The 23,079-nt window shown below is 63.5% G+C and carries 20 protein-coding genes and 1 pseudogene; 9 read left to right on the top strand and 12 right to left on the bottom strand.

What is annotated here, in order from left to right; genetic code table 11:
* Positions 1 to 196: 196 nt before the first annotated feature.
* The 3 genes from C8C98_RS09370 (at position 197) to creC (ending at position 3,171) form a co-directional block, all read left to right on the top strand.
* Positions 197 to 832 carry a MarC family protein gene (locus tag C8C98_RS09370; protein WP_121454055.1) on the top strand — a complete coding sequence of 212 codons (636 nt, stop codon included), beginning with the start codon at positions 197 to 199 and terminating at the stop codon, positions 830 to 832.
* 6 nt (positions 833 to 838) lie between these two features.
* The gene (locus C8C98_RS09365) at positions 839 to 1,546 is read left to right on the top strand and encodes a winged helix-turn-helix domain-containing protein (RefSeq protein ID WP_121454054.1); all 708 of its coding nucleotides are present in this window, start codon (positions 839 to 841) and stop codon (positions 1,544 to 1,546) included.
* A gap of 173 nt (positions 1,547 to 1,719) precedes the next feature.
* Complete coding sequence (gene creC, locus C8C98_RS09360; protein WP_121454053.1) at positions 1,720 to 3,171, top strand: two-component system sensor histidine kinase CreC; 1,452 nt, start codon at positions 1,720 to 1,722, stop codon at positions 3,169 to 3,171.
* A gap of 19 nt (positions 3,172 to 3,190) precedes the next feature.
* Here the strand turns inward: creC and C8C98_RS21905 are convergent, their stop codons facing one another.
* The gene (locus C8C98_RS21905; RefSeq protein ID WP_199726577.1) at positions 3,191 to 3,340 is read right to left on the bottom strand and encodes a hypothetical protein; all 150 of its coding nucleotides are present in this window, start codon (positions 3,338 to 3,340) and stop codon (positions 3,191 to 3,193) included.
* A gap of 291 nt (positions 3,341 to 3,631) precedes the next feature.
* On the opposite strand from C8C98_RS21905, the gene creD reads away from it, so the two are divergent.
* Complete coding sequence (creD, locus tag C8C98_RS09355) at positions 3,632 to 5,074, top strand: cell envelope integrity protein CreD (protein ID WP_121454052.1); 1,443 nt, start codon at positions 3,632 to 3,634, stop codon at positions 5,072 to 5,074.
* Positions 5,071 to 5,418: a hypothetical protein gene (locus C8C98_RS22055; RefSeq protein ID WP_233574502.1), complete on the top strand. Its 348-nt coding sequence runs from the start codon at positions 5,071 to 5,073 to the stop codon at positions 5,416 to 5,418. Before creD ends, C8C98_RS22055 begins: the two co-directional genes overlap by 4 nt.
* Before the next feature lie 377 nt (positions 5,419 to 5,795).
* On the opposite strand, the gene C8C98_RS09345 is transcribed toward C8C98_RS22055, so the two are convergent.
* The 3 genes from C8C98_RS09345 to C8C98_RS09335 all read right to left on the bottom strand — a co-directional run bounded on the left by C8C98_RS09345 (position 5,796) and on the right by C8C98_RS09335 (position 7,479).
* Entirely contained in the window at positions 5,796 to 6,302 is a 507-nt protein-coding gene (locus C8C98_RS09345; RefSeq protein WP_121454051.1) for a hemerythrin domain-containing protein, read from the bottom strand.
* 241 nt (positions 6,303 to 6,543) lie between these two features.
* Positions 6,544 to 7,140: a hypothetical protein gene (locus tag C8C98_RS09340; protein ID WP_121454050.1), complete on the bottom strand. Its 597-nt coding sequence runs from the start codon at positions 7,138 to 7,140 to the stop codon at positions 6,544 to 6,546.
* 120 nt (positions 7,141 to 7,260) lie between these two features.
* Complete coding sequence (locus C8C98_RS09335) at positions 7,261 to 7,479, bottom strand: CsbD family protein (protein WP_121456165.1); 219 nt, start codon at positions 7,477 to 7,479, stop codon at positions 7,261 to 7,263.
* A gap of 423 nt (positions 7,480 to 7,902) precedes the next feature.
* Here C8C98_RS09335 and C8C98_RS09330 point away from each other — a divergent pair, with 423 nt between their 5' ends.
* Positions 7,903 to 9,951, top strand: coding sequence for a DUF1800 family protein (locus C8C98_RS09330; RefSeq protein WP_305002297.1), 2,049 nt, complete (start codon positions 7,903 to 7,905; stop codon positions 9,949 to 9,951).
* A 31-nt stretch (positions 9,952 to 9,982) separates the two neighbouring features.
* On the top strand, positions 9,983 to 11,431 hold the full coding sequence (locus C8C98_RS09325; protein ID WP_121454049.1) for a DUF1501 domain-containing protein: 1,449 nt from the start codon (positions 9,983 to 9,985) through the stop codon (positions 11,429 to 11,431).
* A 268-nt stretch (positions 11,432 to 11,699) separates the two neighbouring features.
* Here C8C98_RS09325 and C8C98_RS09320 read toward each other — a convergent pair whose 3' ends face one another.
* Both C8C98_RS09320 and C8C98_RS09315 read right to left on the bottom strand, forming a co-directional pair.
* A complete protein-coding gene (locus C8C98_RS09320; protein WP_121454048.1) occupies positions 11,700 to 12,476 on the bottom strand; it encodes a hypothetical protein in 777 nt (258 codons plus the stop codon).
* Between the two features lie 124 nt (positions 12,477 to 12,600).
* Positions 12,601 to 13,611 (bottom strand): annotated as a pseudogene (locus C8C98_RS09315) (zinc-binding alcohol dehydrogenase family protein).
* A gap of 335 nt (positions 13,612 to 13,946) precedes the next feature.
* Between C8C98_RS09315 and C8C98_RS09310 the strand changes: the two are divergent.
* Entirely contained in the window at positions 13,947 to 14,852 is a 906-nt protein-coding gene (locus C8C98_RS09310) for a LysR family transcriptional regulator (RefSeq protein ID WP_121454047.1), read from the top strand.
* Positions 14,853 to 15,114: 262 nt separating this feature from the next.
* Positions 15,115 to 16,647 carry a PQQ-binding-like beta-propeller repeat protein gene (locus tag C8C98_RS09305; protein ID WP_158600156.1) on the top strand — a complete coding sequence of 511 codons (1,533 nt, stop codon included), beginning with the start codon at positions 15,115 to 15,117 and terminating at the stop codon, positions 16,645 to 16,647.
* On the opposite strand, the gene C8C98_RS09300 is transcribed toward C8C98_RS09305, so the two are convergent.
* The 6 genes from C8C98_RS09300 to C8C98_RS09280 all read right to left on the bottom strand — a co-directional run bounded on the left by C8C98_RS09300 (position 16,634) and on the right by C8C98_RS09280 (position 22,914).
* Positions 16,634 to 17,068 (bottom strand): RHS repeat-associated core domain-containing protein, encoded by a 435-nt coding sequence (locus C8C98_RS09300; RefSeq protein ID WP_121454045.1) that lies wholly within the window; start codon positions 17,066 to 17,068, stop codon positions 16,634 to 16,636. The two genes, C8C98_RS09305 and C8C98_RS09300, sit on opposite strands and share 14 nt — an antisense overlap.
* A 172-nt stretch (positions 17,069 to 17,240) precedes the next feature.
* Positions 17,241 to 18,881 (bottom strand): hypothetical protein, encoded by a 1,641-nt coding sequence (locus tag C8C98_RS21540; RefSeq protein ID WP_147436356.1) that lies wholly within the window; start codon positions 18,879 to 18,881, stop codon positions 17,241 to 17,243.
* Between the two features lie 233 nt (positions 18,882 to 19,114).
* On the bottom strand, positions 19,115 to 19,801 hold the full coding sequence (locus C8C98_RS09295; protein ID WP_121454044.1) for an ABC-type transport auxiliary lipoprotein family protein: 687 nt from the start codon (positions 19,799 to 19,801) through the stop codon (positions 19,115 to 19,117).
* A 90-nt stretch (positions 19,802 to 19,891) separates the two neighbouring features.
* Entirely contained in the window at positions 19,892 to 20,869 is a 978-nt protein-coding gene (locus C8C98_RS09290; protein WP_121454043.1) for an MlaD family protein, read from the bottom strand.
* Positions 20,869 to 21,777 carry an ABC transporter ATP-binding protein gene (locus C8C98_RS09285; RefSeq protein ID WP_121454042.1) on the bottom strand — a complete coding sequence of 303 codons (909 nt, stop codon included), beginning with the start codon at positions 21,775 to 21,777 and terminating at the stop codon, positions 20,869 to 20,871. Before C8C98_RS09285 ends, C8C98_RS09290 begins: the two co-directional genes overlap by 1 nt.
* Positions 21,778 to 21,780: 3 nt before the next feature.
* Positions 21,781 to 22,914, bottom strand: coding sequence for an ABC transporter permease (locus tag C8C98_RS09280; RefSeq protein WP_121454041.1), 1,134 nt, complete (start codon positions 22,912 to 22,914; stop codon positions 21,781 to 21,783).
* Positions 22,915 to 23,079 lie beyond the last annotated feature (165 nt).

The raw sequence follows: 23,079 nt of genomic DNA, 5'->3' as shown, positions 1-23,079 counted from the left end.
GAGGCGCTTCGCGCCTTCCCCCTCTCTCGACTCGCTATGCAAGTCGGGAGGGGGAAGCCCCCAGCGCAAGCGCTCGGTACGCCGCCTTCGCGGCGGGGCGGTGGGGCCGGCGCAGGCCCTTGCGCGGGGACGCTGGCTCTCGCCATGCCCAGCCCAAAGGCCTTGAGAACCCCACACAGCACACTGGAGCTACGAAATGGACCTGAAACCCCTCATTACCTTGCTGGCCATCGTGAACCCGCTGGCCATCGTCCCCTTCTTCATCCACTACACGCAGGGCTTTTCTGCGGCGCAGCGGCGCAGCACCATCCGCACGGCAGCGTTTGCGTCGTTCTGCGTGATTGCCGCCTGCGCGCTGCTGGGGCTGCAGATTCTGGAGTTCTTCAACATCTCGCTGCAGAGCTTTCAGGTGGGCGGGGGCATGCTGCTGCTGATCAGCGCGATGAACATGCTCAACGCCCAGCCCGCCGAGGCCAAGCCCCTGACCCACGAGCTGGAGGAAGGCGCCGAAAAAGCCGCCGCAGGCAGCAGCATTGCCGTGGTGCCGCTCACCATTCCACTGCTCACCGGCCCAGCCAGCATGTCCACCGTGGTGATTTACGCCGACCGTGCCCAGACCTTCTGGCAACACGCCTCGCTGGTGGGCTACGGCGTGGTGATTGCGCTGGCCACGGCCCTGTGCTTCTCGCTGGCCGACCCGATTGCCCGCGTGCTGGGCAAAACCGGTATCAACGTGATGACCCGGCTGATGGGGTTGATCCTGGCGGCCCTGGCTGTGGAAGTGATGGCCGATGGGCTGGGCAAGCTGTTCCCCGTGCTGGTCGCACGCTGATCGCCCATGTCCACCCGCCTGCTGCTGCTCGAAGACGACCCTGCCATCGCCCGCACCGTGGCCTATGCGCTGGAGCGCGATGGCCTGCAGGTGACGCACTGCCTGCTGGTGCAGGACGCGCGCCAGCAAATGCAGCGCCACCCATTTGATGTGCTGGTGCTGGACGTGGGCCTGCCCGATGGCAGCGGGCTGGACCTGCTGCGCGACGTGCGCCATGGTCAAGCGGCTGCGGCGCTGCGCCTGCGCCAGGCCACGCCAGTGCTGATGCTCAGCGCCCGGGGCGAGGAACTGGACCGCGTACTGGGCCTGGAGCTGGGTGCCGACGACTACCTGGCCAAGCCCTTCAGCCCCCGCGAACTGGCCGCCCGCGTCAAGGCCCTGCTGCGCCGCGCGTCCATGCCGGCGCCCGCACCGGCCGCCGTGCCAGCCACCCCGTTGGTGGACGACGAGGCGGGCCAGCGCATCACCCTGCACGGCCAGGCCCTGCCGCTGACGCGGCGCGAATACCGGCTGCTGTCGCACCTGCTGCGCGGCGCGGGCCGCATCCACTCACGCGACGCCCTGCTGGCCGCCGCCTGGGGCGACGACAGCGAAAGCACCGACCGCACGGTGGACACCCACATCAAAACACTGCGCGCCAAGCTGCGCGAAGTGGACGCCAGCCGCGAGTACATCAGCACGCACCGGGGCATGGGGTACTGTTTTGACTTGTGAGTGCAACACCCCTTGCCCAAGCACATCGCACACCACGCCCTGGCTTCGACGGGCTCAGCCCGAACGGATGGGGGAGGTATCAGGGCATGTCGGCCACTCAAATCAAATTGGCCTCTAGCGCTTATTAAATAAGCGCTAACAGCTATCATTTTTATAGAAAGGCCGCGTCACCCATGCGCCTAGGCATCCGCCTGCTGTTCGCCTTCTTCCTCATCAACGGCATTGCCGCGTTCTTTGTTCTGCGCGTGTTCATGGCCGAGATCAAACCCAGCGTGCGCGAGGTGATGGAGGACATGATGGTGGACACGGCCAACCTGTTGGCCGAGGTGGCCAGTGACGACCTGGCCAGCGGACAGCTGGCGCGCGATGCCAGCCAAAGCCGCTTTGCCCAGCGTGTGCGGCACTACGCCACCCGGCCTATTGATGCGGGCATCTGGGGGTTTTCGAAGCAGTCGCTGGACTACCGCATCTACGTGACGGACCACCAGGGGCGCGTGCTGTTCGATTCAGAAAACCACGCGGTGGGGGCCGACTACTCGCAGTGGCGCGATGTGGCGCGCACGCTGCGCGGCGAGTACGGTGCCCGCTCCACCCGCGAGGTGGAGAGCGACGACACCAGCGGCGTGATGCATGTGGCCGCGCCTATTTATGTGGACGAGCGCATTGCCGGGGTGCTGACGGTGGCCAAGCCCACGCGCACGGTGCAGCGCTTTATCGACCGGGCCGAGCGCAAGGTCTTCATGGGCGGGCTGCTGCTGCTGGCCCTTTCGGCCGCTGTGGGTGTGGGCGTGACGCTGTGGATGGTGTGGAACGTGCGCCGACTGCGCGACTACGCATTGAGCGTGCAAGGCCCGGCAGATACCGACGCCCCCACCGGCAAGAGCCCCACCCAGCCCCTGGCGGTGCCCGAGGTGCCCGGCGAGTTGGGCGACCTGGCCCGCGCCATGGACCGCATGCGCGCACGGCTGCAGGGGCGTGACTACATCGAAGGCTATGTGCGCGCCCTCACGCACGAACTTAAGAGCCCCGTGGCCGCCATACGTGGCGCGGGCGAGTTGCTGCAAGACGAGCTGCCCGCCGCAGACCGCGCCGCGTTTGCCACGCAAGTGGTGCAGCAAAGCGAACGCCTGCAGCGGCTGATTGACCGATTGCTGGAGCTGAGCAAGCTGGAGCAGCGCCAGCACGCCGAGGGCCGAGCCCCCGTGGCGTTGCACGACTGCGCCGCCGCCGCCATCGCCCACACACAGGGCCGGGCGGCGCAGCGCGGCATGGCTATCACCCTCACGGGCCGGGGCCACAGTGGGCCGTGGGAGGCCGAACTCATCACCCTGGCCATTGGCAACCTGCTGGACAACGCCATCGACTTTGCCCCCGCAGGCAGCACGGTGCGGGTGGAGCTGGAGGGGGCCGTGGTGGCGGTACAAGATGAAGGCCCAGGCGCGCCCGACTACGCCCTGCCGCGCCTGGGCGAGCGGTTTTTCACCACCGCCCGGCCGGGGGGGGAGCGCAGTGGGTCAGGCCTGGGGCTGGCGATTGTGCAGCGGGTGATGGTGCTGCACGGCGGGCACATGCAGGTGCGCAACACGGCCCCGGGTTTGCGCGTGACGCTGGACCTGGGACGCTGAGATCGGTTCAAAGAGCGGCTCAGACGCCGTCTTGCGCGGCCAGGGCAAGCCATTCGTCGGTGCCCAGGCATTCCTGCCCGGGCAGGTCGAGCCCCAGGCGGCGCTCGTCAAACAAGTCATCCAGCAGCGCGTCAAGCAGATGGGTCCAGCCGAACAGTTTGGAAAACATGGGGCACCTTTGGCGGTGGTTGGTTGCAGCCAGAGGCTAACGTGGGTGTGTGACGGTTTGGCGTCAGCCAGCGGCACACTTGCTTGTAGGCCAACGCCCATCCGATGCCCTGCGCGTGGGCGCGTAGCAGCCCGTTCGCGCTGAGCTTGTCAAAGGCCGGGCACGGCCATACTCCAACTCAGCCCGCCGCGCCACGGCCACACAAGCCACTTCACGCTCGCTTCACAAACTTCATCGCCGCCTCACCCCTGCGGCCAACACTGGCTCCACCGACACACAAGGAGGAGTCTTTTGAAACACCCGTTGATCACCAAACTCGTGGCGCTGGGCGCCGTGGCCATCTTGCTGCTCATTGGCCTGGGCCAGATTGAGGACGTGGTGCGCGACCGCCAGCGTTACCGCAGCCTCACGGCCCAGAGCGTGGCCGACAGCCTGGCCGGGCCGCAAACCCTGATGGGCCCCATGATCCACAGCGCCTGCGTGGAAAGCTGGGACGTAGAAACGGGCAAGGGCGAGGAGCGCCGCACCACCGAGCAGCGGCGCGAATTTCTGCTCACCGCCATGCCCGAGCAGCTGCAGGTGCGCTCCAGCGTGGGCATGGAAGAACGCGCCCGGGGCCTGCACAAGGTCAACACCTTCAACCTCAAGGCGCACATCACTGCGCAGTGGAGCACGCTGGCCAGCTTGCAGGCGCACAGCACCGTCAAGGGCTCGCGCCTGCAGTGCGGCGCACCCATCGTGATGGTGGCGGTGGGCGATGCGCGGGGCATCCGCACGGCGCAGGTGCTGCACGGCGAGCAGGCGCTGGCTCTGAAGCCCGGCACCTTCCACCCCACCTACAGCCGGGGGCTGCACGCGGTGCTGCCCGAGTCGGTGCGCGGCCAGGCCGAGCCCATGACGCTGGCGCTGGACCTGGAGCTGGTGGGCACCGAGCGCCTGGCCATCGTGCCGCTGGGTGGCAATACCGAAGTGAAGATGACGGGCGGCTGGCCTCACCCATCGTTTACCGGGCGCTTTCTGCCGTCTGAGCGCGACTGGGGCCCCGAGGGTTTCACGGCGCAGTGGCGCCTGTCGTCGCTTGCCACCACAGCGCAGCAAGACATCTTGAATGGCCGGCGCATTTGCGTGGGTGGCTATGACGACAGCCCGGTGCAGTACCCCACCGACGGCAGCTCGCCCAGCACCACGCCACGCGACTGCGCCGACAGCTTCAGCGTGGCCTTTGTGGACCCGGTGAACCCCTACACCCTGGCAGACCGCGCCACCAAGTACGGCCTGCTGTTCATCGCCCTCACCTTTGTGGCCGTGGGTTTGTTTGAGCTGATGAAGCGCTTGCGCGTGCACCCGGTGCAGTACCTGCTAGTGGGCTCGGCCATTTGCAGCTTCTTCTTGCTGCTGGTGAGCTTGTCGGAGCACCTCGCGTTTGGCTGGTCGTACCTGGCGGCCGCCACGGCCTGTGTGCTGCTGCTGGGCTACTACGCCAGCCACATGCTGGGCAGCCTGGCGCGCGGCATTCCGCTGGGGGCGGGCATGGCGCTGCTGTATGGCCTGCTGTACGTGCTGCTGCAGCTGGAGCAAACGGCGCTGGCGGTGGGCTCGATTGCGCTGTTCTTGGTGCTGACGGCGGTGATGGTGCTGACCCGCAAGGTGAATTGGTATGGCCTGACGCCTGCGCCGCGCAACCCGAACGCCGCTACGGGTGCGGCCACCACAACGGACAAGGACGCCCCATGAAGCACATCCCAACCCAAGGCAGAGAAGAAGAAGCGATGTTGGGTGGAGCAGCCCCTGCCACACCCAACCACGGCCCCTGGGGCCACCACCTGGTGCGAGCAGAGGCCGGGGGCACACAGCCCCCACGGCGATCGCCCGCAGGCTTGTCTGCCGCTGAGGCCCAGCGGGTAGAGCGTTACCACCAACGGCTGCTGGCGGCCCTGCGTGCCAAAGACCGCCGGGCGCTGCAAACCGCCAAGCAGGCTGTGCTGCGCAGCGCCTACCGCGAGCCCGCCACCGCCGCACTGCGGCGCGCGCTGCGCGAGTTGTCGTGGTGCATGGCAGGCATGCTGCTGCCGCGATAGGTCTGGGCTGCGGCGCTTGCGCACCGGGCGGGGGTGGTGCTGCAGGCCGACAGGGCCTTGGCTTCGACAGGCTCAGTCGAACGGGTGAGATGGCTGCCGTGTAGGCCGGGTTAGCGCAGCGTAACCCGACGTGAACGCTGCAGGCCCTGTGGGCGTCGGGTTACGCCCTTACGGGCTAACCCGACCTACGGGGTCTGATGGGCCCTGGCTTTGACAAGCTCAGCCCGAACGGGTGGGGGAGGTGGTGGGAGGTGGGATGGGTGAGTCCGAGACGGGTCACATAGCCATTCAGCCATTTTGGCCTCCAGGGCTTCCTAACCAAGCGCTAGCAGCTATGTATTTAATAGCAATTGCCTTGCAGACTGCAGCCCCACCCCTCAGGCCGCTTCCGCCGTGACCGCAGCGGGCTGGTCAACACAACCATGGGTGCTGCCACAGCCGTGGATCAACTCGCCAGGCAGTGCGCCAGGGGCGTGCACCACGCCTGTCACGGGGTCAAAGCCCACGCGGCGCAGGTGCAGGGCCAGCGAGGCGTCCATCATCTGAGCATGCTGCGGAAACCACTGGGCCAGCTCGCCCGTCATGATGCGGATGGGCTGGAGATCGCCCTGCTCGGCGCGCACGATGCCCTCGCGCATCACCTGCAGCACCACCTTGTGCTGCGTGGTGTGACAGTTGCCGGAGGCAAAGCGCGTGGCTGCCATCCAGGCGTCTTCCTGGCCAAAGTGGTGTTCGGTGTGGTCTACCAGGGCCTGCCATTGCTGCGCCACCGTGGCGTCGTCGGCTTGCTCGACTTGCGCCAGCAGGTCTACGAACTCGCGGTGGGTATCGTCCATGAGCGGCAAATCCAGCGCCAGTGCGTCAGACCATTCCAGTGCAGCCATTTTTGTTCCTCGGTGTGTGACAAAAAGGGCAGCTTAGGGACAACCACGCAGCGGCCTTTGACCCAAATCAGTGGACGGCCACACCGGCTTTCATTCGGTAACAAATTCCATCGCCGCAGGCTTTTGGGGTGCTTTCACATCACCCCAGAAGCCTGCGGCGCCAAGAGCCCCACTCAGCCCCACACCAGACGCTGGTGCACAGGCGCGCTCCGAAGAGCGGCCCCGAGGCCATGCGGGCCGATCAACTCTGACCGTACTGGCGCTTGGCGTCGTCCACGCACTTGGACTTGAGGTCGCCCGCCAGCGCATCGCAGCGCTCCTTGGCGGCCTTGTAATTGGCTTCGTTTTTCTCGGCAGCGGCGTCCTTGCGCGCTTCTGCCACACCGGCAGCCTTTTCGATGACTGTCTCACCGGGCTTGGCTACGGCCTTGGCGACCTTGGCGTTTTCCTTGGCCGTCACGTGGGCCGCCTTGGCGTCCTTCACACACACGTCCTTGGCGTTGCCGCTCAGGTCATCGCACTTTTCCTTGGCAAGGGCGTAGTCGGCATCGGCGCGGGCCTCGCGGGCCTTGTAGGCGGTTTTGTCGCTGGGCTTGTACTGGGCCTCCAGGTCTGCCTTGGCTACGTTCTCAGTGCCCTTGGCTTCCTTTTGGCAAATGTCCTTGGCGTTGCCGCTGAGGGCATCGCATTTTTGCTTGTTCATTTTGTAGTCCGCCGAAATTTGGTCTTTGGCGTTCTTGTACTCGGGCTGGCCCATGGCCAGCGCAGAGGTGGCCAGCAAGGTGGCGGCAGACAGGGCGATCAGGTTGCGCGTCAGCAGGGTGTGTTTGAAGTGCATGGTGCTTCTCCTCGGTATTCGGTGGGGGAGCGGCCGGGCCGATAGGCCTGGCCGCGTGGGCAGTGCGCGCGCCCAAAGCGTTGCGCAAGGGTGCGGCACACTGAGACTGACGCAGGCAGGTCAGTCGTTGAAGTGGAATGTGGGGTGGCGCGATTGCCAGTCCGTGAGCTGCTTTTCGGCAGCGTCGCGGGCCAGGCCCTGGCGCTCTTGCAGCTTGCCCAGCAGCTGCTCGCGGCGACCGGCAATCACGTCGAAATCGTCGTCAGTGAGCTTGCCCCACTGCTCGACCATCTTGCCCTTGAATTGCTTCCAGTTGCCCTTGATGGTGTCTTCGTTCATGGCTTGCATCCTTCGTCCAACTCGCCTCAGCCATCCGCCCGAAATGCGCGAAACATCTGCGTGATGCGATGGGATTGACTGTAGAAACGAACGCGGCGGACTGGCGTAGTCCGCGCCACGCAGGCTGCGTGGGCGCAGGACTACGGACCTGCCGGACAACTCCGCGCGGCTGTAGGCCGTAGCGCCGCGAGCGCCCGCACGCCACAACAACGCTGCGCAGATGGAATGCTTTTTGCAGCCCACCTCGCAGCGCCCTGAGGGCGCCAAAGATGGCAAAGGCAAGGACGTATCACAGGTGTATCAGTGCAAGGCACAGAGCGTGTCTTCATGTAACGACTGTATCCATTGCTCACATATCCACGGGATACAGAAAAGCGCCTTGCTTCTTACACTTTCTAGTGCATTTCCACGATGGCTCACACGATGACAACAACAACTTACGAGGAGCCTTTGCACGCTGCGGCGGCAGAGGACGCAGAGGGCAACACCCGACCAGCCATGGCAACTGCGCCAGCCGAGGTGGAGACCAGCGTGCCACGCGCTCCACTGGCCGCGTTGATGGCCAGCGTAGCACTGGCAGCCTGCGGTGGCGGTAGCGAGGGCACGGCCGCACCGCCTGTCAGCACCACGCCCGCAACCCCCACCCCGTCACCGGTTCCCACTCCATCGCCCGCACCGACGCCGAGCCCCACAACACCCGCTCCGACACCCGCGCCCACACCTGCTCCTGCTCCGGCGCCCTCACCGTCGCCCACGCCAGCCCCAGCCCCCAGCCCATCGCCTGCGCCGTCTCCATCGCCCAGCCCGGCCCCAGCCCCCAGCCCCTACACCTACAAGACCGCCGCCACCGACCAGGAGGCCGCGCGCTTTTTGCTGCAAGCGCAGTTCAGCGCGTCCCCTGCCGAAATCGCCGCCGTGCGCAGCGTGGGGTACGAGGCCTGGATCCACTCGCAGTTTGCCACCCCCATGGGCACCAAGGGGTGGGATTGGCTCACCCAGCGTGGCTACGCCACGGTGTCTGACACCACCAACTACTACGACCAGACCTACCCTGCCGACAACATGATCTGGAGCCAGCTCATGACAGCGTCAGACGGTCTGCGCAAACGCGTGGCCCTGGCGCTGTCGGAGATCTGCGTGGTCTCGCTCAGCGGGCTGGACTTCAACTGGCGCAGCCACGCCATGGCCCACTACTGGGACCAACTGGTGGCCAACGCCTTTGGCAACTACCGCCAGGTGCTGCAAGACGTGACGCTGAACCCCGCCATGGGGTACTACCTGAACACGCGCGGCAACCAGAAGGAAAACGCCGCCAGCGGCCGCCAGCCTGACGAGAACTACGCCCGAGAAATCCTGCAGCTCATGTCCGTCGGCCTGGCCGAACTCAACCAGGACGGCACACCCAAAACCGATGGTGCAGGCAAACCCATCGACAGCTACAGCCAGTCCGACATCACCAATCTGGCCCGCGTCTTCACCGGCTACGACTACGACCAGACACAGAACGTGCCAGCCACCGTGCCCGGAGGAACCCGCGTGGTGCCCAGCACCCACTTCACGCGGCTGCCCATGGCACTCAAGGAGTCACTGCACTCCAGCCTGGCCGCCACCTTTTTGGGCACAACCATTGCAGCCAGCACCCCGGGCGCTGCAGCGCTCAAGACAGCGCTGGACACCATCTTCAACCACCCCAACGTCGGGCCCTTCATTAGCAAGCAGCTCATCCAGCGGCTGGTCACCAGCAACCCCTCGCCCGCCTATGTGGGCCGCGTGGCCGCCAAGTTCAACAACAACGGCGCAGGCGTGCGCGGCGACCTGCAGGCCGTGGTCATGGCCATCCTCATGGACGACGAAGCCCGCGAGCCCGCAGGCCTGACCAAGCCCAGCTTTGGCAAACTGCGCGAGCCCATGCTGCGCCTGGTGCAATGGGCGCGCACCTTTGGCGTCAACTCGCAATACGGGTACTGGAAGATTGGCGACACCAGCAGCGCGGGCTCGCGCCTCTCGCAAAGCCCCCTGCGCTCACCCTCGGTGTTCAACTTCTTCCGCCCTGGGTATGTGCCGCCCTCCACAGCGCTGGCCACGGCCGGACAGGTCGCGCCCGAGTTCCAGCTGGTCAACGAAAGCAGCGTGGGCAGCTACCTCAACTACATGCAAGGCGTGATCCGCAACGGCATCTATGTGAATGCACCCGATGTGGCCCAGAGCACCAGCAACGGCAACAATGGCTACGACATCAAGACCGCCTACCCCAATGAGATGGCCCTCGTGGCCGATGCCGACGCACTGGTGGCGCGCATCAACCTGCTGATGTGCGCAGGCCAGCTATCGGCCGCCAACATCAAGCTCATTGCCGACGCGCTCAAGGCCACGCCCGTCACGGCGGCCAGCACCGAGGCCGTGAAGCTCAACCGCATTGCAGCGGCCATCCTCCTGGTCATGGCCTCGGCCGAGTACCTCGTCCAAAAATAACGGCAAAAAAGAGAACCGAGAGAAGGCCCCCATGCACCTGATCCAACCCGAACTCCATACACGCCGGGCGTTTTTGCGCCGCTCCACCCAGTTGGGGCTGGCAGGCACTGCCCTGCCCTTTGCTCTGAACCTAGCCGCCATGGGCGAGGCGGCCGCCTTTACCGCCAACGACTACAAGGCCCTGGTGTGCGTGTTCCTGTACGGCGGTAACGACTACGCCAACACCCTGGTCACCTACGACGACGACAGCTACAACAGATACGCCACCATCCGTGGCGGCAGCGGCCAGGCCGGGGGCGGCATTGCCATTCCCAAGGCAGACCTTACCGCCACTTTGCTCAACCCCACCGTGCCCCTGGCCGCTGGCCGCCAATACGCCATGCACCCCGCCATGACGGGCATGGCCAACCTGTTCAACACAGGCAAAGCTGCCGTGCAGCTCAACGTGGGCCCGCTCATCGTGCCGCTCACCCGCACGCAATACAACAGCAGCAACCGCGCGCTCTATCCCATCCCGCCCAAGCTGTTCTCGCACAACGACCAGCAGTCGGTGTGGCAATCCTCATCGCCCGAAGGCTCCACCGTGGGCTGGGGAGGCAACCTGGGAGATCTGGCCCTGTCGTCCAACGCCAACTCGCTGTTCACCTGCATTTCGGTTACCGGCAATGCGGTGTTTCTGTCCGGCGACTCGGCCCTGTCTTACCAAGTCAGCACCGGTGGGGCCATTGCCATCAATGGGGTCAAAAGCAATGTCTACGGCTCTACCGCCGTGCGCTCGGCGCTCACGTCGCTCATCCAGCAGACAAGCCCCCAAGTGCTGGAGAACGAATACAACCGCGTCACCACCCGCGCCGTCACGGCCGAATCGCAGATCACCAGCGGCCTGGCGGGCGTGACGCTGGCCACCGCCTTCCCCACCAACAACTCGCTGGCCGACCAGCTCAAGATGGTGGCGCGCCTCATCGGTGCGCGCAGCACCCTGGGCAGCAAGCGCCAAGTCTTCATGGTGTCGCTGGGTGGGTTTGACCTGCACGACAACCTCATCTCGCAGCAGCCCACTCTGATGAAGCGCGTGAGCGAAGCCATGACCGCCTTCTACGACGCCACCGTGGAGCTGGGCGTAGCCGACAAGGTCACCGCCTTCACCGCATCTGACTTTGGCCGCACCTTGAACTCCAACGGTGACGGCTCTGACCACGGCTGGGGCAGCCACCACTTCATGGTGGGCGGCGCCGTCAAGGGCAAGGCGCTTTATGGCAAGGCACCGCCGGTGAGCAACACCAACAGCACCACCGACGCCGCCGACCAATGGCACGTAGGCCAAGGCCGCCTGCTGCCCAGCACCTCGGTAGACCAATACGCAGGCACGCTGGCCAAATGGTTTGGCGTGGCCAACACCGAACTGGCGGGTGTGCTGCCCAACCTCAGCCACTTTGGCGGGGCCGACTACCCCACCGACCTGGGATTCATGGCGGCCTGAAGGTTCAGCGCCCAGCGCAAGCGCCGGGCTTCACTGCCACCACAAGGCCGCGACGCTACGCCCGGACCACGCCAGTGCTCCGGGCTTTTTTTTGTGCCTGGGGCGTGGCGACTGTGCAGCCTCAGCGCGAGCTATTGGGTCGGCATCTTTGAACTTGAAAAATCCGTTCGGGCTGAGCCTGTCGAAGCCCTGCGCGGCGCTTCGACAGGCTCAGCGTGAACGGTTCAAGGTGATTCAAGCCGACTCAATAAGAACCTATTCAAAGGCATCAACCCGCAGAGCCCCGCGCCTTCATCTTCAGCTGCGCATACAGCTCAGGCAGCTTCAGCTTGCTGCCCATCTTGTGCTTGAGGGTTTTCAGCTCCGCCATCACCGCCTGCAACTCGCCCGGCGTGGGCTGCAAGGGCTGCAGGCACTGGGCCAACACAGGCACCACTTGGCGACGCATAAAGCGACTCCCTGACATCGCGATCTGCCACACCACCAGCGACGCGCCCAGGCCCATCGCCACCAGCACGCCCACCTCCGCCTGGTCGGGCACCACCGCGCGCGCCAACGCAGGCACCGCGATCAGCAACACCACCGCCCCCAGCAACGCAAAGCCCACCTCCTTGTCCATGTGGGTCGAGGCAAACCGCTTCTCCACCTTGGGCGACAGCAACAAAAACGGGTTGCGGATGAGCGCATGCCGGTCTTGGGCCGACAAGGTGTGCGGGTTGTCACGCACCTGCTGCTCCAGCGCCAGGCGATCGGCCCAGGCCTCGTGCAGGGTCGGAAACGTCTGGCGCACCATGTCGTTCCAAGGCAGCGGCTTGGGCACCACCTTGGCGTACTGGGTGGGCTCGGCATTGAAGGTAGTTTGGCACTTCAAGCATGTGCGCTCGTACCCCACCAGCTCGCCCTGGCTTACGGTGATGTAGTACACATGCCCGGCAGAGCCAATGCGCTGCAACGCAAACGGCCGTGGCTTGCGGCAGATGGGACAAAAATCGGCCACATGGCCCAGCTTGCGATAGACGAGCTTGCGCCCCCAGACGATGAACATCGGCTCCCTCTCTCTTGTCATAGTGGTTTTTGAGAGCGGCCATGTTAACGGCCTGCCCGCACTCCACGGCGCAGGCAAGCCAACAACAGAACAAAACAGTAACGGGGCAATGAGGGCGCCAGGCTCAGAACCCCGCCAGCACCACCTTGCCGTGCGCCTTGCCCGACTCGATCAGCGCATGCGCCTTGCGCAGGTTGTGGGCGTTGATGGTGCCAAAGCTGGTGCTGACGGTGGAGCGCACGCGCCCCGCATCCACCAGCGCAGCCACCTCGGCCAGCAACGCACCCTGCTCGCCCATGTCGGGCGTTTCATACATGGGGCGGGTGAACATCATCTCCCAGTGCAGCGACAGCGCCTTGCCCTTGAGCGGCATCGCGTCCAGCCCCTGCATATCGTCAATCACGCCCAGGCGCCCCTGGGGCTTGAGGGCCTCGATCAGTTGCGTGTAGTGCTGCTGCGTCTGCGTCAGGCTGGCCACCAGGTCCACACCCTCCACGCCAGCAGACTTCAACTCGGCCGCCAGCGGACGCGAGTGGTCGACCACGAAATGCGCGCCCAGGTCCAGGCACCACTGCTACGTCTCGGGGCGCGAGGCCGTGGCCACCACGCGCAGCTGCGTCAGCTGCCGCGCCAGCTGGATCAGGATGGAGCCCACCCCACCCGCACCGCCCACCACCAGCAGCGTCTGCCCCGCACCGCCCCCCTTGGCCACGCCCAGGCGGTCAAACAGCAGCTCATACGCCGTGATGGTGGTCAGCGGCAAGGCCGCCGCCTGCTCGTCGTTCAGCGACTGCGGGGCCAGCGCCACAATGCGCTCATCCACTGCATGCAGCTCGCTATTGGCCCCAGGGCGGGTGATAGAGCCCGCGTAATACACCCGGTCGCCCGCCTTGAAGCGCGACACCTGCGCGCCCACCGCCTCCACTGTGCCCACGGCGTCCCAGCCCAGCACCTTGGCCTGCCCCTCGGGCGGCAGCGAGCCCTTGCGCACCTTGGTGTCCACCGGGTTCACCGACACCGCCTTCACCTGCACCAAAACATCGCGTGCGCCCGGCACTGGCGCAGGCAGCTCCAAATCCAACAGCGCCTCGGCATGCTCCACAGGCCAATTTGCACGGTATCCAACGGCTTTCATCACAGTCCTTTCATTGCATTGCTGCGGGCACGCATTGCGCCAACACGGCGCCCAGGGCTCACGGCATTGCATCGCTCAATCACTGGCCGGGCCCATCCCAAGCCATGCAGGCACTGTAGATAAGCAACCCACAATTGATAAGACGGCTTTGAATGCATTCAATTTCAAATGAAAATTGAAAATAGCGATCCGGGACCTCGGAACTAAAAATATCCGTTCGGGCTGAGCCCGTCGAAGCCCTGCGCGGCGCGTCGACTGCGCTCAGCGTGAACGACTCGATGGGGCGAGTGCCCCATCCACCCAGCCAAAACCCTGCTCCGAACCACAGCCCGCCCATGAAAATCGAAAACCTGGCCGACCTGCACGTACTCACCCACACCGCACGCACTGGCACCCTCAGCGCCGCCGCCCGCGCCCTGGGCATGACACCCGCCGCCGCCAGCGCCGCCCTCAAGCGGCTGGAAGGGCAACTGGGCTCGCGCCTGTTCGAACGCTCCACCCGCGCCATGCGCCTCACCGCCCAGGGGCAAATCCTGCTCGACTACGCCCAGCGCGCCTTCGACCTGCTGGCCGAAGGCGAAAGCATGGCCACCGCCCACCACGGCACCCTGGTGGGCACCCTGCGCGTGGCCGCCCCGTCCGACCTGGCGCGCAACCTGCTGCTGCCGTGGTTTGACGAGTTTTTGGCCGCACACCCCGGCGTAGAACTGGCCCTGAGCGTGAGCGACCAGCCCCTGGACGTGACCCGCGACGAAGTCGACATGGCCCTGCGCTACGGCCCCCTGGCCGACTCGCACCTCATCGCCCGCCCCCTCACCACCACCCGCCCCATGCTGTGGGCCGCCCCCGCCTACCTGGAGCGCCACGGCACACCCACCACCCCGCAAGATCTGCTGCAGCACAACTGCATCGCCTTCCACATCGCAGGCCGCCCCGCCCGCACCTGGCGCTTTGGCCGCGACGGGCAATGGACCGAAGTGCGCGTCAAAGGCAACCGCACCGCCGACGACGCAGCCCTGGCCCGCGACTGGGCCATCGCAGGCCACGGCATCATCTACAAATCCGTGCCCTACCTGCACCAGGAGCTAAAGCACAGCCCCCTGGTGCGCCTGCTGCCCGACTGGGACACCCCGCCCTACCCCCTGCAAGCCCTGCTGCCCAGCGGCCGCTTCGTCCCTGCGCGGGTGCGGGCGTTGGTGGATTTTTTGGTGGAGAAGTTTGATGGCTTGCCGAAGGAGTGAGGCAGGCAAACCCGTGTGGAATCTGAATAAAAATCAGCTCTAGCGCAAACTCAGTAAGCGCTAACAGCTATCAAAATTGGAGCAGCGGCACTTCCGTCGCTGGCTGCTGCAATCACCCTGCACGTCCATGCTCAGGAAAGCTGTAGCGATATCGGCTTGCGTGCCTTTCCTTTCCTTTCTGTTGCACTGACATCTCAGAGAAAACCATTTCGAAGCGCTTGTAAGATTCACTTTTCTTTACAGAGTGGAAACAATGAGAGCCTTGGGAATTATTCTTGCGTTGGCGTTGGCTGGTTGTGGCGGTGGAGGCGGCGGCGATGCATCAAGCCCCTCACCGACGCCTGATAACGGCGCGGAAAACGGATGGCTGAGCTTCGCCTGGAGTCAAAACAACTACACAGTGGTGAATGGCGGCTCAGCCACACTCTCACTGACAGCGACATCCTCGCGCACCATTGCCGAACAACTCAATGCCCGCGTGGAAGTCACCCCTGACTTTGACGGCAGGGTGGCCGTCACGGCCATGAGTGACCTGCAGTATCGAGCCACCTTGCAGACGTCGCCAAAGGCGGCCCTGGGCAAACACTCCGGCCAACTGACGGTGTATCTGTGCAAGGACGCACCAGAGGTCTGCGCCCAGCCCTACCCAGGATCGCCCTGGAAGGTTCCGTACCAGTTTGAAGTGGTTGCTGCCCCTGCCCCAAAGCCACTGAGCGCGTTGCCCGGAGCCACCGCATGGCCCAATGCCACTGGTGACCTGGGCGCTAACAAGTACCTATCCACCACAGCCGACCTCAAGCCCAGCAACTTCACGTTGCGCTGGAACAAAAGCTTCGCCCCCACCGTTCCTCCCTTTGTCACAGCGCAAGGCAAATTATTCACAGGTGGCGGCACGCTGGCGGCCTACAACGAGCACGACGGCAGCGCCGCCTGGACCTCCACGGTCAGCGGCTACACCCCCGCTATTGCCAACGGCAAAGTTCTGATCAGTGACAACCGGGGACTCTTCACCGTAGACCCGGCCAGCGGCTCACTTCAGCAAACCCTCAGTGGCGTAGCGTCCAGCAGTTTGGTGACTGACGGTACGTCGCTCTACGCAGGCACAGGGCAACGATGGAACTTGACGACCAACAGCCCGGTTTGGACGAGCGATCACAGTGAAGTCGTGAACTTCTTCACACCCGGTTTCAGCCAGAACTACATCTACACGCTGTCCATCACCTCTGAAACCGTGAAGGCATACAGCACCACTACCGGCAACCTCGTCGCATCCATCCCCGTCACATGGCGCGCCAGCGGTGCCGCACGCCTCTTCAACCTGACCGCTTTGGGCGATGACCAAGTCATCCTGTCTCACTACAACTCCGGCTGGTCCGCACTCAGCGCGTTTTCAGTGCAGGGCAACAAAAAGCTGTGGAGCGTGAGTGCAGGCTTCCGCAGTGCGCCCGTCATTGCAGACAACACCGCGTATGTGGTGAACGCCCCCGGCAATGACTTTGGCCCTCCTAGCCTGGAGGCTCGCTCCACCGCCACTGGCGAGTTACTGTGGTCTACCCAACTGCCCGACGGCACACTGAGCCCGAGTGACGGCATCGTCTACAACATTGCCATCGTCGGCAATTGGGTTTTCGTCTCGTCCAACCGCACCAGCGGCGGCTCCACGTATGCAGTCAGTCGCCAAAATCACGCACAGGCTTGGTCTCACCCCCTTGCAGGCAACTTGTCCGCGTCCGCCAACGGTCTGCTCTACATTGCCACTCCTGCCGGGCAGCTTTCGGCTATCAACCTTCAGTGATGCATGAAGGGGGCAGCTCACCACTGCGCCCCCTCTCACATCGAGGCAACGTGGGAGCTGGCCGCCCCCCATCCAGCCCAATCGGGACGGCCTGCACGTACCGCCCCGCCTGCAGGTCATAGTATCGATTCAGGTTGTAGCTCAACCCCGTCTCTTCAACCCACACCTGCCCCGAGTAGCGCAGCTTGGAGTTCACTTCTTCGCTGTACACGCTGCCTGAGGTGTTGGTTCCCCCGAGCTGCGGCGCTTCAAACGCGTAGCCTGTGGCCCCAGTGGTGGGGGCTACTTCTCCATCGCCCGTAATCAGCCATTGCCACACCACTTGCCCGTGCGTGTTGGTCGGGCGCCGGGGGGACAGGCGCTCGCTGTCTATGACCTGGTAGCGATCAGATTCCTCACGATTTGCGGTTGCAATAAACATGAGGTCGCAAGACTGTGTAGATCGCTGCTCAAAGCGCAATTGGCTTTGTTGTTCAGCGCAAGCAGAACATGCTGCGTTATATCCATCGCAGGTGCCGACTAAAAGCTAAAATTTTCGGAAAAATATTAACAAAGAGCTCGGCCAAAATTTTCAGATCAGTTCATTGAAATATCTATTGATCTAAATAATTCAACCCTAGATCAACTCCATTTTTATCACGAACCTGCACAGCAAACCCTTTCGTTGTTATTCCCGAAAAAGGAGGTGGCATTATTTCCCGAGACACCGCTGGCACAGCTCTAACTTCAGGTGTAGCATCAAATGTTATAAACAAAAAAGATTCACTAGAAACATTCAAAATGCAGAACACGGATTCATTGTAATACATGTATAAATTATAATTTTCCTCAGAATATTGACAACTTGCACGATCGCCTCTTGCGACCTTACCATCAACCCTATCCAGATTAACAACATAATCCCAATCATCCACTACACCAAAAGACCACTTTCCCAACAAAGCTTCAGGATTTTTCTGGCCGTAGCCGAATTGAAACTTCTCAATTTCCACCCAATCCTCACCTGGAAATTTCACCCACCCCTTCAGCGGAGACTCAAAATTTAAGTGAACCTTCCCAGCATCCCCCACTTCACGACCACTCAAAGCCTCCGCACCAAAGTAACGACCGCCAGCATATTTTTTTAATTGAGCAGTAAATGCTGAGTTTTTATTTCTATTCAAGCCATCAAAAGCATAAAAATTCATTTGACCTACCGCCAAGTGGAAGATTGGATCACCATTGCTCTCATAATTATACACTTGCATAACTAAAATATCATTCTGAACGTCGATCGCCATACCACGCCCAGGCTTTCCGTTCAATTCCTGGCTAACTACCCAAGTCCCCGGCTCCGGTACGTACATAGACATACCGCTCTCATAAAGCCGGCCTCCATAGTTATTAATTTGATCGTACTGAATATCCGCCATCCTGAAGGCGACCAAACTAGAGGTGTTGTAGCTTGAATACTTACTTCCAAGTAGCTTGGTTCGTATCGAAGGAGACCCCACGCGGGTCACATATCCTTCCAGACCGCTGAGCTTTTTATGTATTTCAAAAACCGCCTTGTTCTTCAAACCACTTACATCTGAGAAGATTACCTCACACTGAAACCACTCCTCGCTTTGCATAGGCAAACACGGATTAGATGAAAATAGAGAGGCCTCTCCAAAGCCACTACCCACAACAGCTAGAGATTCAACTCCACCATTATCCTTATCTTTATAAATTTCAATCTTCCATGGATATCTAGCTGATCCGTCCTCAGCATACTCCAAGACAACCCAACTCTCTCTAAAATTAGGCTTAAGCAACGACCCCACTGGTACACCATCGAACCTAAAGCGCGACATAGCCACCTCAGGCTCCCCAGGAAATTGAACAAATCCTGTTGTTGAGCTATTGAAACGGATAAAAACATCCCCTGCAGATTGATCTTCTTGACCTATCCGCTCACCACTTCCAAAATATCGACCACCCCTATATTGCTTTAAAGGAGCTTGAAATTTACCATCTACGAGAGACCCAGCTGCTAGGTGAAATGTAGGTTGTCCAGCAGGGGTGTAGTTGTAGACCTGCATTACAAGTTGTTGGTTTTGAACATCGATAGCCATGCCTCTGCCAGGCAATCCATTCAATTCGGAATTGACTATCCAAGTACCACTCTGCACGAAAATTTGCCCTGCTGATACCTTAGCAAAAACAAAACAAAAAATAAATATTCCAAAAAATGTTTTTCTAAATAAATTCATTTATAGCATCAGTCATTTAAATACACAAACAAAACTCATCCCCATCGCCAAGCGATAATTTTCATGCGACACAAAAACAAGAAGACCATTTTCTTTTTAATCAAAATTGAGTAGAAGACAGCTTTAAATTCAGTCGCATAGTCTTACGCAACTGTGGGACTAAAAGCAGAAAACGTTCCGCCACACCCGTTATCGCATGTATCAGCCTTGCGACTTGAATCGCATCGGTTAAATCACCTCACCGCAGCCCCCACCCACTCATCCACCTCTTGCGCCACCTGCCGCGCAGCCTCGGCCAGGGCGCGGGTGCCCCCCGCCGCATCCGCTGTCAGGGCGGGCTTTTGCACGATGAACACGCGTTGGCCCAGCAGGGTTTCGCCTGCGGGGGTGGGGTCTACCAGGGTGGCGCGCAGGCGCAGCAGGCCGGTGCTTTCGGTGGGCGATGTGAAGAGGTGGCTGAATTCTTCCAACTCGATGCGCAGTACGGCGGGCAGTTTGCCGCCTCGGGCGGTGTCGCGGGCTTGGGCTGCGGCGTCAGCGTCTTGCAGCACGGGGCGGCGCTGGCCCAGTTGGGCGCGCAGGGCTTGTTGCACGAGTTGCACGGGGGGCTGCGTCCAGCGGGCCAGGGTGTAGGGGCGCAGTTGCTGGGCGTCGGCGTAGGCCAGGCGGTATTGCACGGCGGTGCTGCCTTCGGCCAGGCCGGTGGCTTCTACGTCGGCCAGGGCAATGGGGGCCAGGGGGGTGGGCTGGGCTGCGCGGTCGGCCGGGGCGTAGCGGGTGAGGCCGGGGCCAAAATCGTAGGACACTGGGCGGTTGGGCGCGGAGGGCAAGGCGCTGCAACCGGCCAGCAATATCAAGCAAAAAGTGCCTGTAGCGCTTGCTAAACGAGCGCTAGAAGCTATGTTTTTAATAGCATTCATTGCAGAGCTGGCAGGACAGGCAAAGGGGTGGGCAGACGGGCGAATAGACGGGCGGGCGGGGGTGGTATGCATGGCTCGGGCCTTTGTGGGTCAGGGTTGGGCCAGGGGTGGGGCAAAGCCGGGCTCGCCGGGGCCGGGGGGCAGGCGGCCGCTGCCGTAGATGAAGAGTTGGGGGTTGTCGGCAACGCTGGCGGCGGCCAGGCCCATTTGGCGCACGGCGCGGCCGGTTTCGTCGGCGGCGCGGTTGATGCTGGGCAGGGTGGAGCGGCTGAAGTTGTCGGCCGCTGCGGCCATGACCTGGGTGCCGTGGGTGAGCTGATCGATGGCGCCGCCTTTTTCGCTGAGGCGGCGGGCGGTGCCGCCCAGGTCTTGCGCCAGGGTGGTCACGCTGTTGCCTGCGGTTTGCAGGGATTGCATGGTTTTGCGCGCGTCCGCAGCCAGCGGCGGCAGGGATGCCAGGGCGGGGTCGAGGCGGTTTTGCACCACGGCGTCCACGCGCTGGGTGAGGGTGTTGACGCTGCTGGCGGCCTGGCCGATGTGGCCCAGGGCCTGGGTGATGCGTTGTTGGTTTTCGTCGCCCAGCAGTTGGTTGATGCGGCGGGTGGCTTCTTCGACCTGGGCGAGGATGTTGGGGGCCTGCTCTGCGATGCGGCCAAAGGGCGATGGCTTGAGCGTGAGGCGCGGCAGGCCGCTGGGGCCTTCGGGCAAGGGGGGCAGGGGCTGGGCGGCGTCGTCCAGCAGCACGTGGGCCAGGCCGGTGACGCCTTGGTAGCCCAGGGTGGCGAAGGTGGTGGGGTTGATGGGGGCGTTGTGGTTGACGGCGATGCGGATGAGCACGTTGCCGGGCACTTGCGGGTCAAACCCGATGCGCTGCACTTTGCCCACGGCCACGCCTTTGTAGCGCACAGCGGCCTGGGGCTGTAGGCCGCTGACGCCTTCGCGGGTGGAGAGTTCGTACTGGTCGTAGTTGGCGTTGTCGCGGGTGAGCCAGATGGCCAGGCCCGCGAGCAGGGCGGCCACGACGATGACGAAGGTGCCTGCGGCGAGGGCGTGTGATTTGTTTTCCATCAGAGGTCCTTGGGGGGCACAGATGCGGGCGTGGATGTGGCGGTGTTGGCTGGCGCTGCATGGGCCACCGCGGTGGGCTGCAGCGGGGCCATGGCGCGTTGGCCGCGTTCGCCCATGAAGAAGTGTTCGATGAACGGGTGCTTGAAGTGGGCCACCTCTTGAGGGGGGCCGGTGACGATGACTTTTTTATCGGCCAGCACGGCCACGCGGGTGCTCAGGGCAAAGAGGGTGTCCAGGTCGTGCGTGACCATGATGACGGTAAGGCCCAGGGCCGCGCGCAGCTCGCGCACCAGGGCGCAGAAGTCGTCGGAGCTGCTCGGGTCCAGCCCGGCGGTGGGCTCGTCGAGCAGCAAAAGGGGCGGGTCCATGATGAGGGCGCGTGCCAGGGCCACGCGCTTGACCATGCCGCCCGACAAATCGGCGGGCATGCGGGTGGCGTGCTCGGGCTTCAGGCCCACCATCTGCAGCTTGACGAGGGCGGCGGCGCGCACCAGCTCGTCGGGCAGGGTGCCTTGCTCGCGCAGGGCAAAAGCGACGTTATCGAGCACGTTGAAGGCCGAGAACAGCGCGCCGTGCTGGAACAGCATGCCCACGCGGCTGGCGGCGCCTTCGCGGCCCATTTCTGATGCGGGGCGGCCCAGCACGGTGACGCTGCCGCGTGTGGGGCGGGCCAGGCCCAGTATTTGGCGCAGCAGCACGGTTTTGCCGGTGCCCGAGCCGCCGACCAGCGAGAGCATCTCGCCGCGCTGCACGCTGAACTCTAGGTCTTGGTGCACGGCAAAGGCTTCGGTGCCTTTGCCAAACACGCTCCACAGGCCTTTGGCTTCGACGATGGGTGGCTCGTGGGCGGGCACGGCGAGGGGTTTCGGAATGGGGGCGGAAGACGGGGGGTGCAGCGCGGCGGTCATGGCTCAGATCCCCACGTTGCGGAAGGCGACGGCAAAGAGCGCATCGACGATGATGACCATGGTGATGGAGGTGACGACCGAGGCGGTGGTGCCCTCGCCCAGGCTTTGAGTGTTGGGCTTAACGCGCAGGCCCCAGTGGCAGCCGATGAGCGCAATGAGCCCCCCGAACACCACCGATTTGGCCATGGCCAGCGTGAGGTTGCCCACCTTGACGGCGGCAGGCAGGGCCTGCACAAAGTATGACGGCGAGATGCCCAGCGTGATGTCTGCGGCCATCATGCCCCCGGCCAGCGCGGCCAGCGTGGTCCACACGCTGATGAGCGGCATGGCCAGCGCCAGGGCGATGGTGCGCGGCATGACGAGCCGAAAGCCGTGCGGGATGCCCATGACGCGCATGGCGTCGAGCTCTTCGGTCACGCGCATCACGCCAATCTGCGCGGTGATGGACGAGCCCGAGCGCCCCGCCACCAAGATGGCGGCCAGCATGGGCCCCAGCTCGCGGATGAGCGAGATGCCCAGGATGTTGACGATGAACGATTCGGCCCCGAACTGGCGCAGCTGCAGGCTCATGAGGTAGGCCAGCACCACCCCGATCAAGAAGCCCACCAGCGCGGTGATGGGCAGCGCGGTGGCGCCCATGCGGTACAGGTGGCCCGATATGTCGCGCCAGGGGCCACGCCGGGGATTGCGGACCAGGCGCAGCAGGTCCAGCACCAGCTGGCCCACCATCTGCACGACGTGGCGGGCGTGGTCCAGCCCGTGCAGCACCAGCACGCCCAGGTGGTCCACCTGGTCAAACAGGCGCCAGGGCGCGGGGGCGGGTGGGTTGGCAATGGTGAGCTGGGCCACGCGTTCGAGCAGGGTGCGCTGCACATCCGTCAGCGCCAGGCGCGCGGGCCAGACACGGCCCCAGTGGTTCCACAGCAGTTGGGCGCCCACATGGTCCAGCCACTGCAGGGCGCGCAGGTCCCAGCCCAGGGCGGCGGCAGGCGCGTTGTCTTGCAGCTGGCGGCGCAGCAGCTTCCACTGCGCGCGGGTGCCCAGCTCGGCCGCACCCCAGCGGCCCTGCGGCTGCGCGCACGGCCCCTCGGGCGTGTCGGTGCGGACGATGCAGGGGGCGGCGCTGTCAGTGGTCATGTGGGAGGGCGGCACAAGCCACCGGGCAGGGCAATGGGGGTAAACGACAGAGTCAGGCATGGTAGCGGAGCCGGGCGCAACCCCTTGGCACATTCTTGCGGCCCGTGCATGCAATTTTTATCAAAATACCCTCTAGCGCCCAACTAGAAAGCGCGAGCAGCTATT

Origin of the sequence: Acidovorax sp. 106 (genome assembly GCF_003663825.1) — a bacterium.
In the GTDB taxonomy this organism is placed as follows: domain Bacteria; phylum Pseudomonadota; class Gammaproteobacteria; order Burkholderiales; family Burkholderiaceae_C; genus Acidovorax.
The sequence above is the reverse complement of the archived record's forward strand: the minus strand, read 5'-3'. Positions and strand labels throughout refer to the sequence as shown.

Excerpts from the sequence above, each read along its gene's own strand:
- C8C98_RS09295 (WP_121454044.1), bottom strand. The coding sequence starts at position 19,801 with ATGAATGCTATTAAAAACATAGCTTCTAGCGCTCGTTTAGCAAGCGCT.
- creC (WP_121454053.1), top strand. The coding sequence starts at position 1,720 with ATGCGCCTAGGCATCCGCCTGCTGTTCGCCTTCTTCCTCATCAACGGC.
- C8C98_RS21905 (WP_199726577.1), bottom strand. The coding sequence starts at position 3,340 with ATGTTTTCCAAACTGTTCGGCTGGACCCATCTGCTTGACGCGCTGCTG.
- C8C98_RS09300 (WP_121454045.1), bottom strand. The coding sequence starts at position 17,068 with ATGTTTATTGCAACCGCAAATCGTGAGGAATCTGATCGCTACCAGGTC.
- C8C98_RS09280 (WP_121454041.1), bottom strand. The coding sequence starts at position 22,914 with ATGACCACTGACAGCGCCGCCCCCTGCATCGTCCGCACCGACACGCCC.
- C8C98_RS09310 (WP_121454047.1), top strand. The coding sequence starts at position 13,947 with ATGAAAATCGAAAACCTGGCCGACCTGCACGTACTCACCCACACCGCA.
- C8C98_RS09325 (WP_121454049.1), top strand. The coding sequence starts at position 9,983 with ATGCACCTGATCCAACCCGAACTCCATACACGCCGGGCGTTTTTGCGC.
- C8C98_RS09340 (WP_121454050.1), bottom strand. The coding sequence starts at position 7,140 with ATGCACTTCAAACACACCCTGCTGACGCGCAACCTGATCGCCCTGTCT.
- C8C98_RS09330 (WP_305002297.1), top strand. The coding sequence starts at position 7,903 with ATGACAACAACAACTTACGAGGAGCCTTTGCACGCTGCGGCGGCAGAG.
- C8C98_RS09285 (WP_121454042.1), bottom strand. The coding sequence starts at position 21,777 with ATGACCGCCGCGCTGCACCCCCCGTCTTCCGCCCCCATTCCGAAACCC.
- C8C98_RS09290 (WP_121454043.1), bottom strand. The coding sequence starts at position 20,869 with ATGGAAAACAAATCACACGCCCTCGCCGCAGGCACCTTCGTCATCGTC.
- C8C98_RS21540 (WP_147436356.1), bottom strand. The coding sequence starts at position 18,881 with ATGAATTTATTTAGAAAAACATTTTTTGGAATATTTATTTTTTGTTTT.
- C8C98_RS09345 (WP_121454051.1), bottom strand. The coding sequence starts at position 6,302 with ATGGCTGCACTGGAATGGTCTGACGCACTGGCGCTGGATTTGCCGCTC.
- C8C98_RS09335 (WP_121456165.1), bottom strand. The coding sequence starts at position 7,479 with ATGAACGAAGACACCATCAAGGGCAACTGGAAGCAATTCAAGGGCAAG.
- C8C98_RS09320 (WP_121454048.1), bottom strand. The coding sequence starts at position 12,476 with ATGTTCATCGTCTGGGGGCGCAAGCTCGTCTATCGCAAGCTGGGCCAT.
- C8C98_RS09370 (WP_121454055.1), top strand. The coding sequence starts at position 197 with ATGGACCTGAAACCCCTCATTACCTTGCTGGCCATCGTGAACCCGCTG.
- C8C98_RS22055 (WP_233574502.1), top strand. The coding sequence starts at position 5,071 with ATGAAGCACATCCCAACCCAAGGCAGAGAAGAAGAAGCGATGTTGGGT.
- C8C98_RS09365 (WP_121454054.1), top strand. The coding sequence starts at position 839 with ATGTCCACCCGCCTGCTGCTGCTCGAAGACGACCCTGCCATCGCCCGC.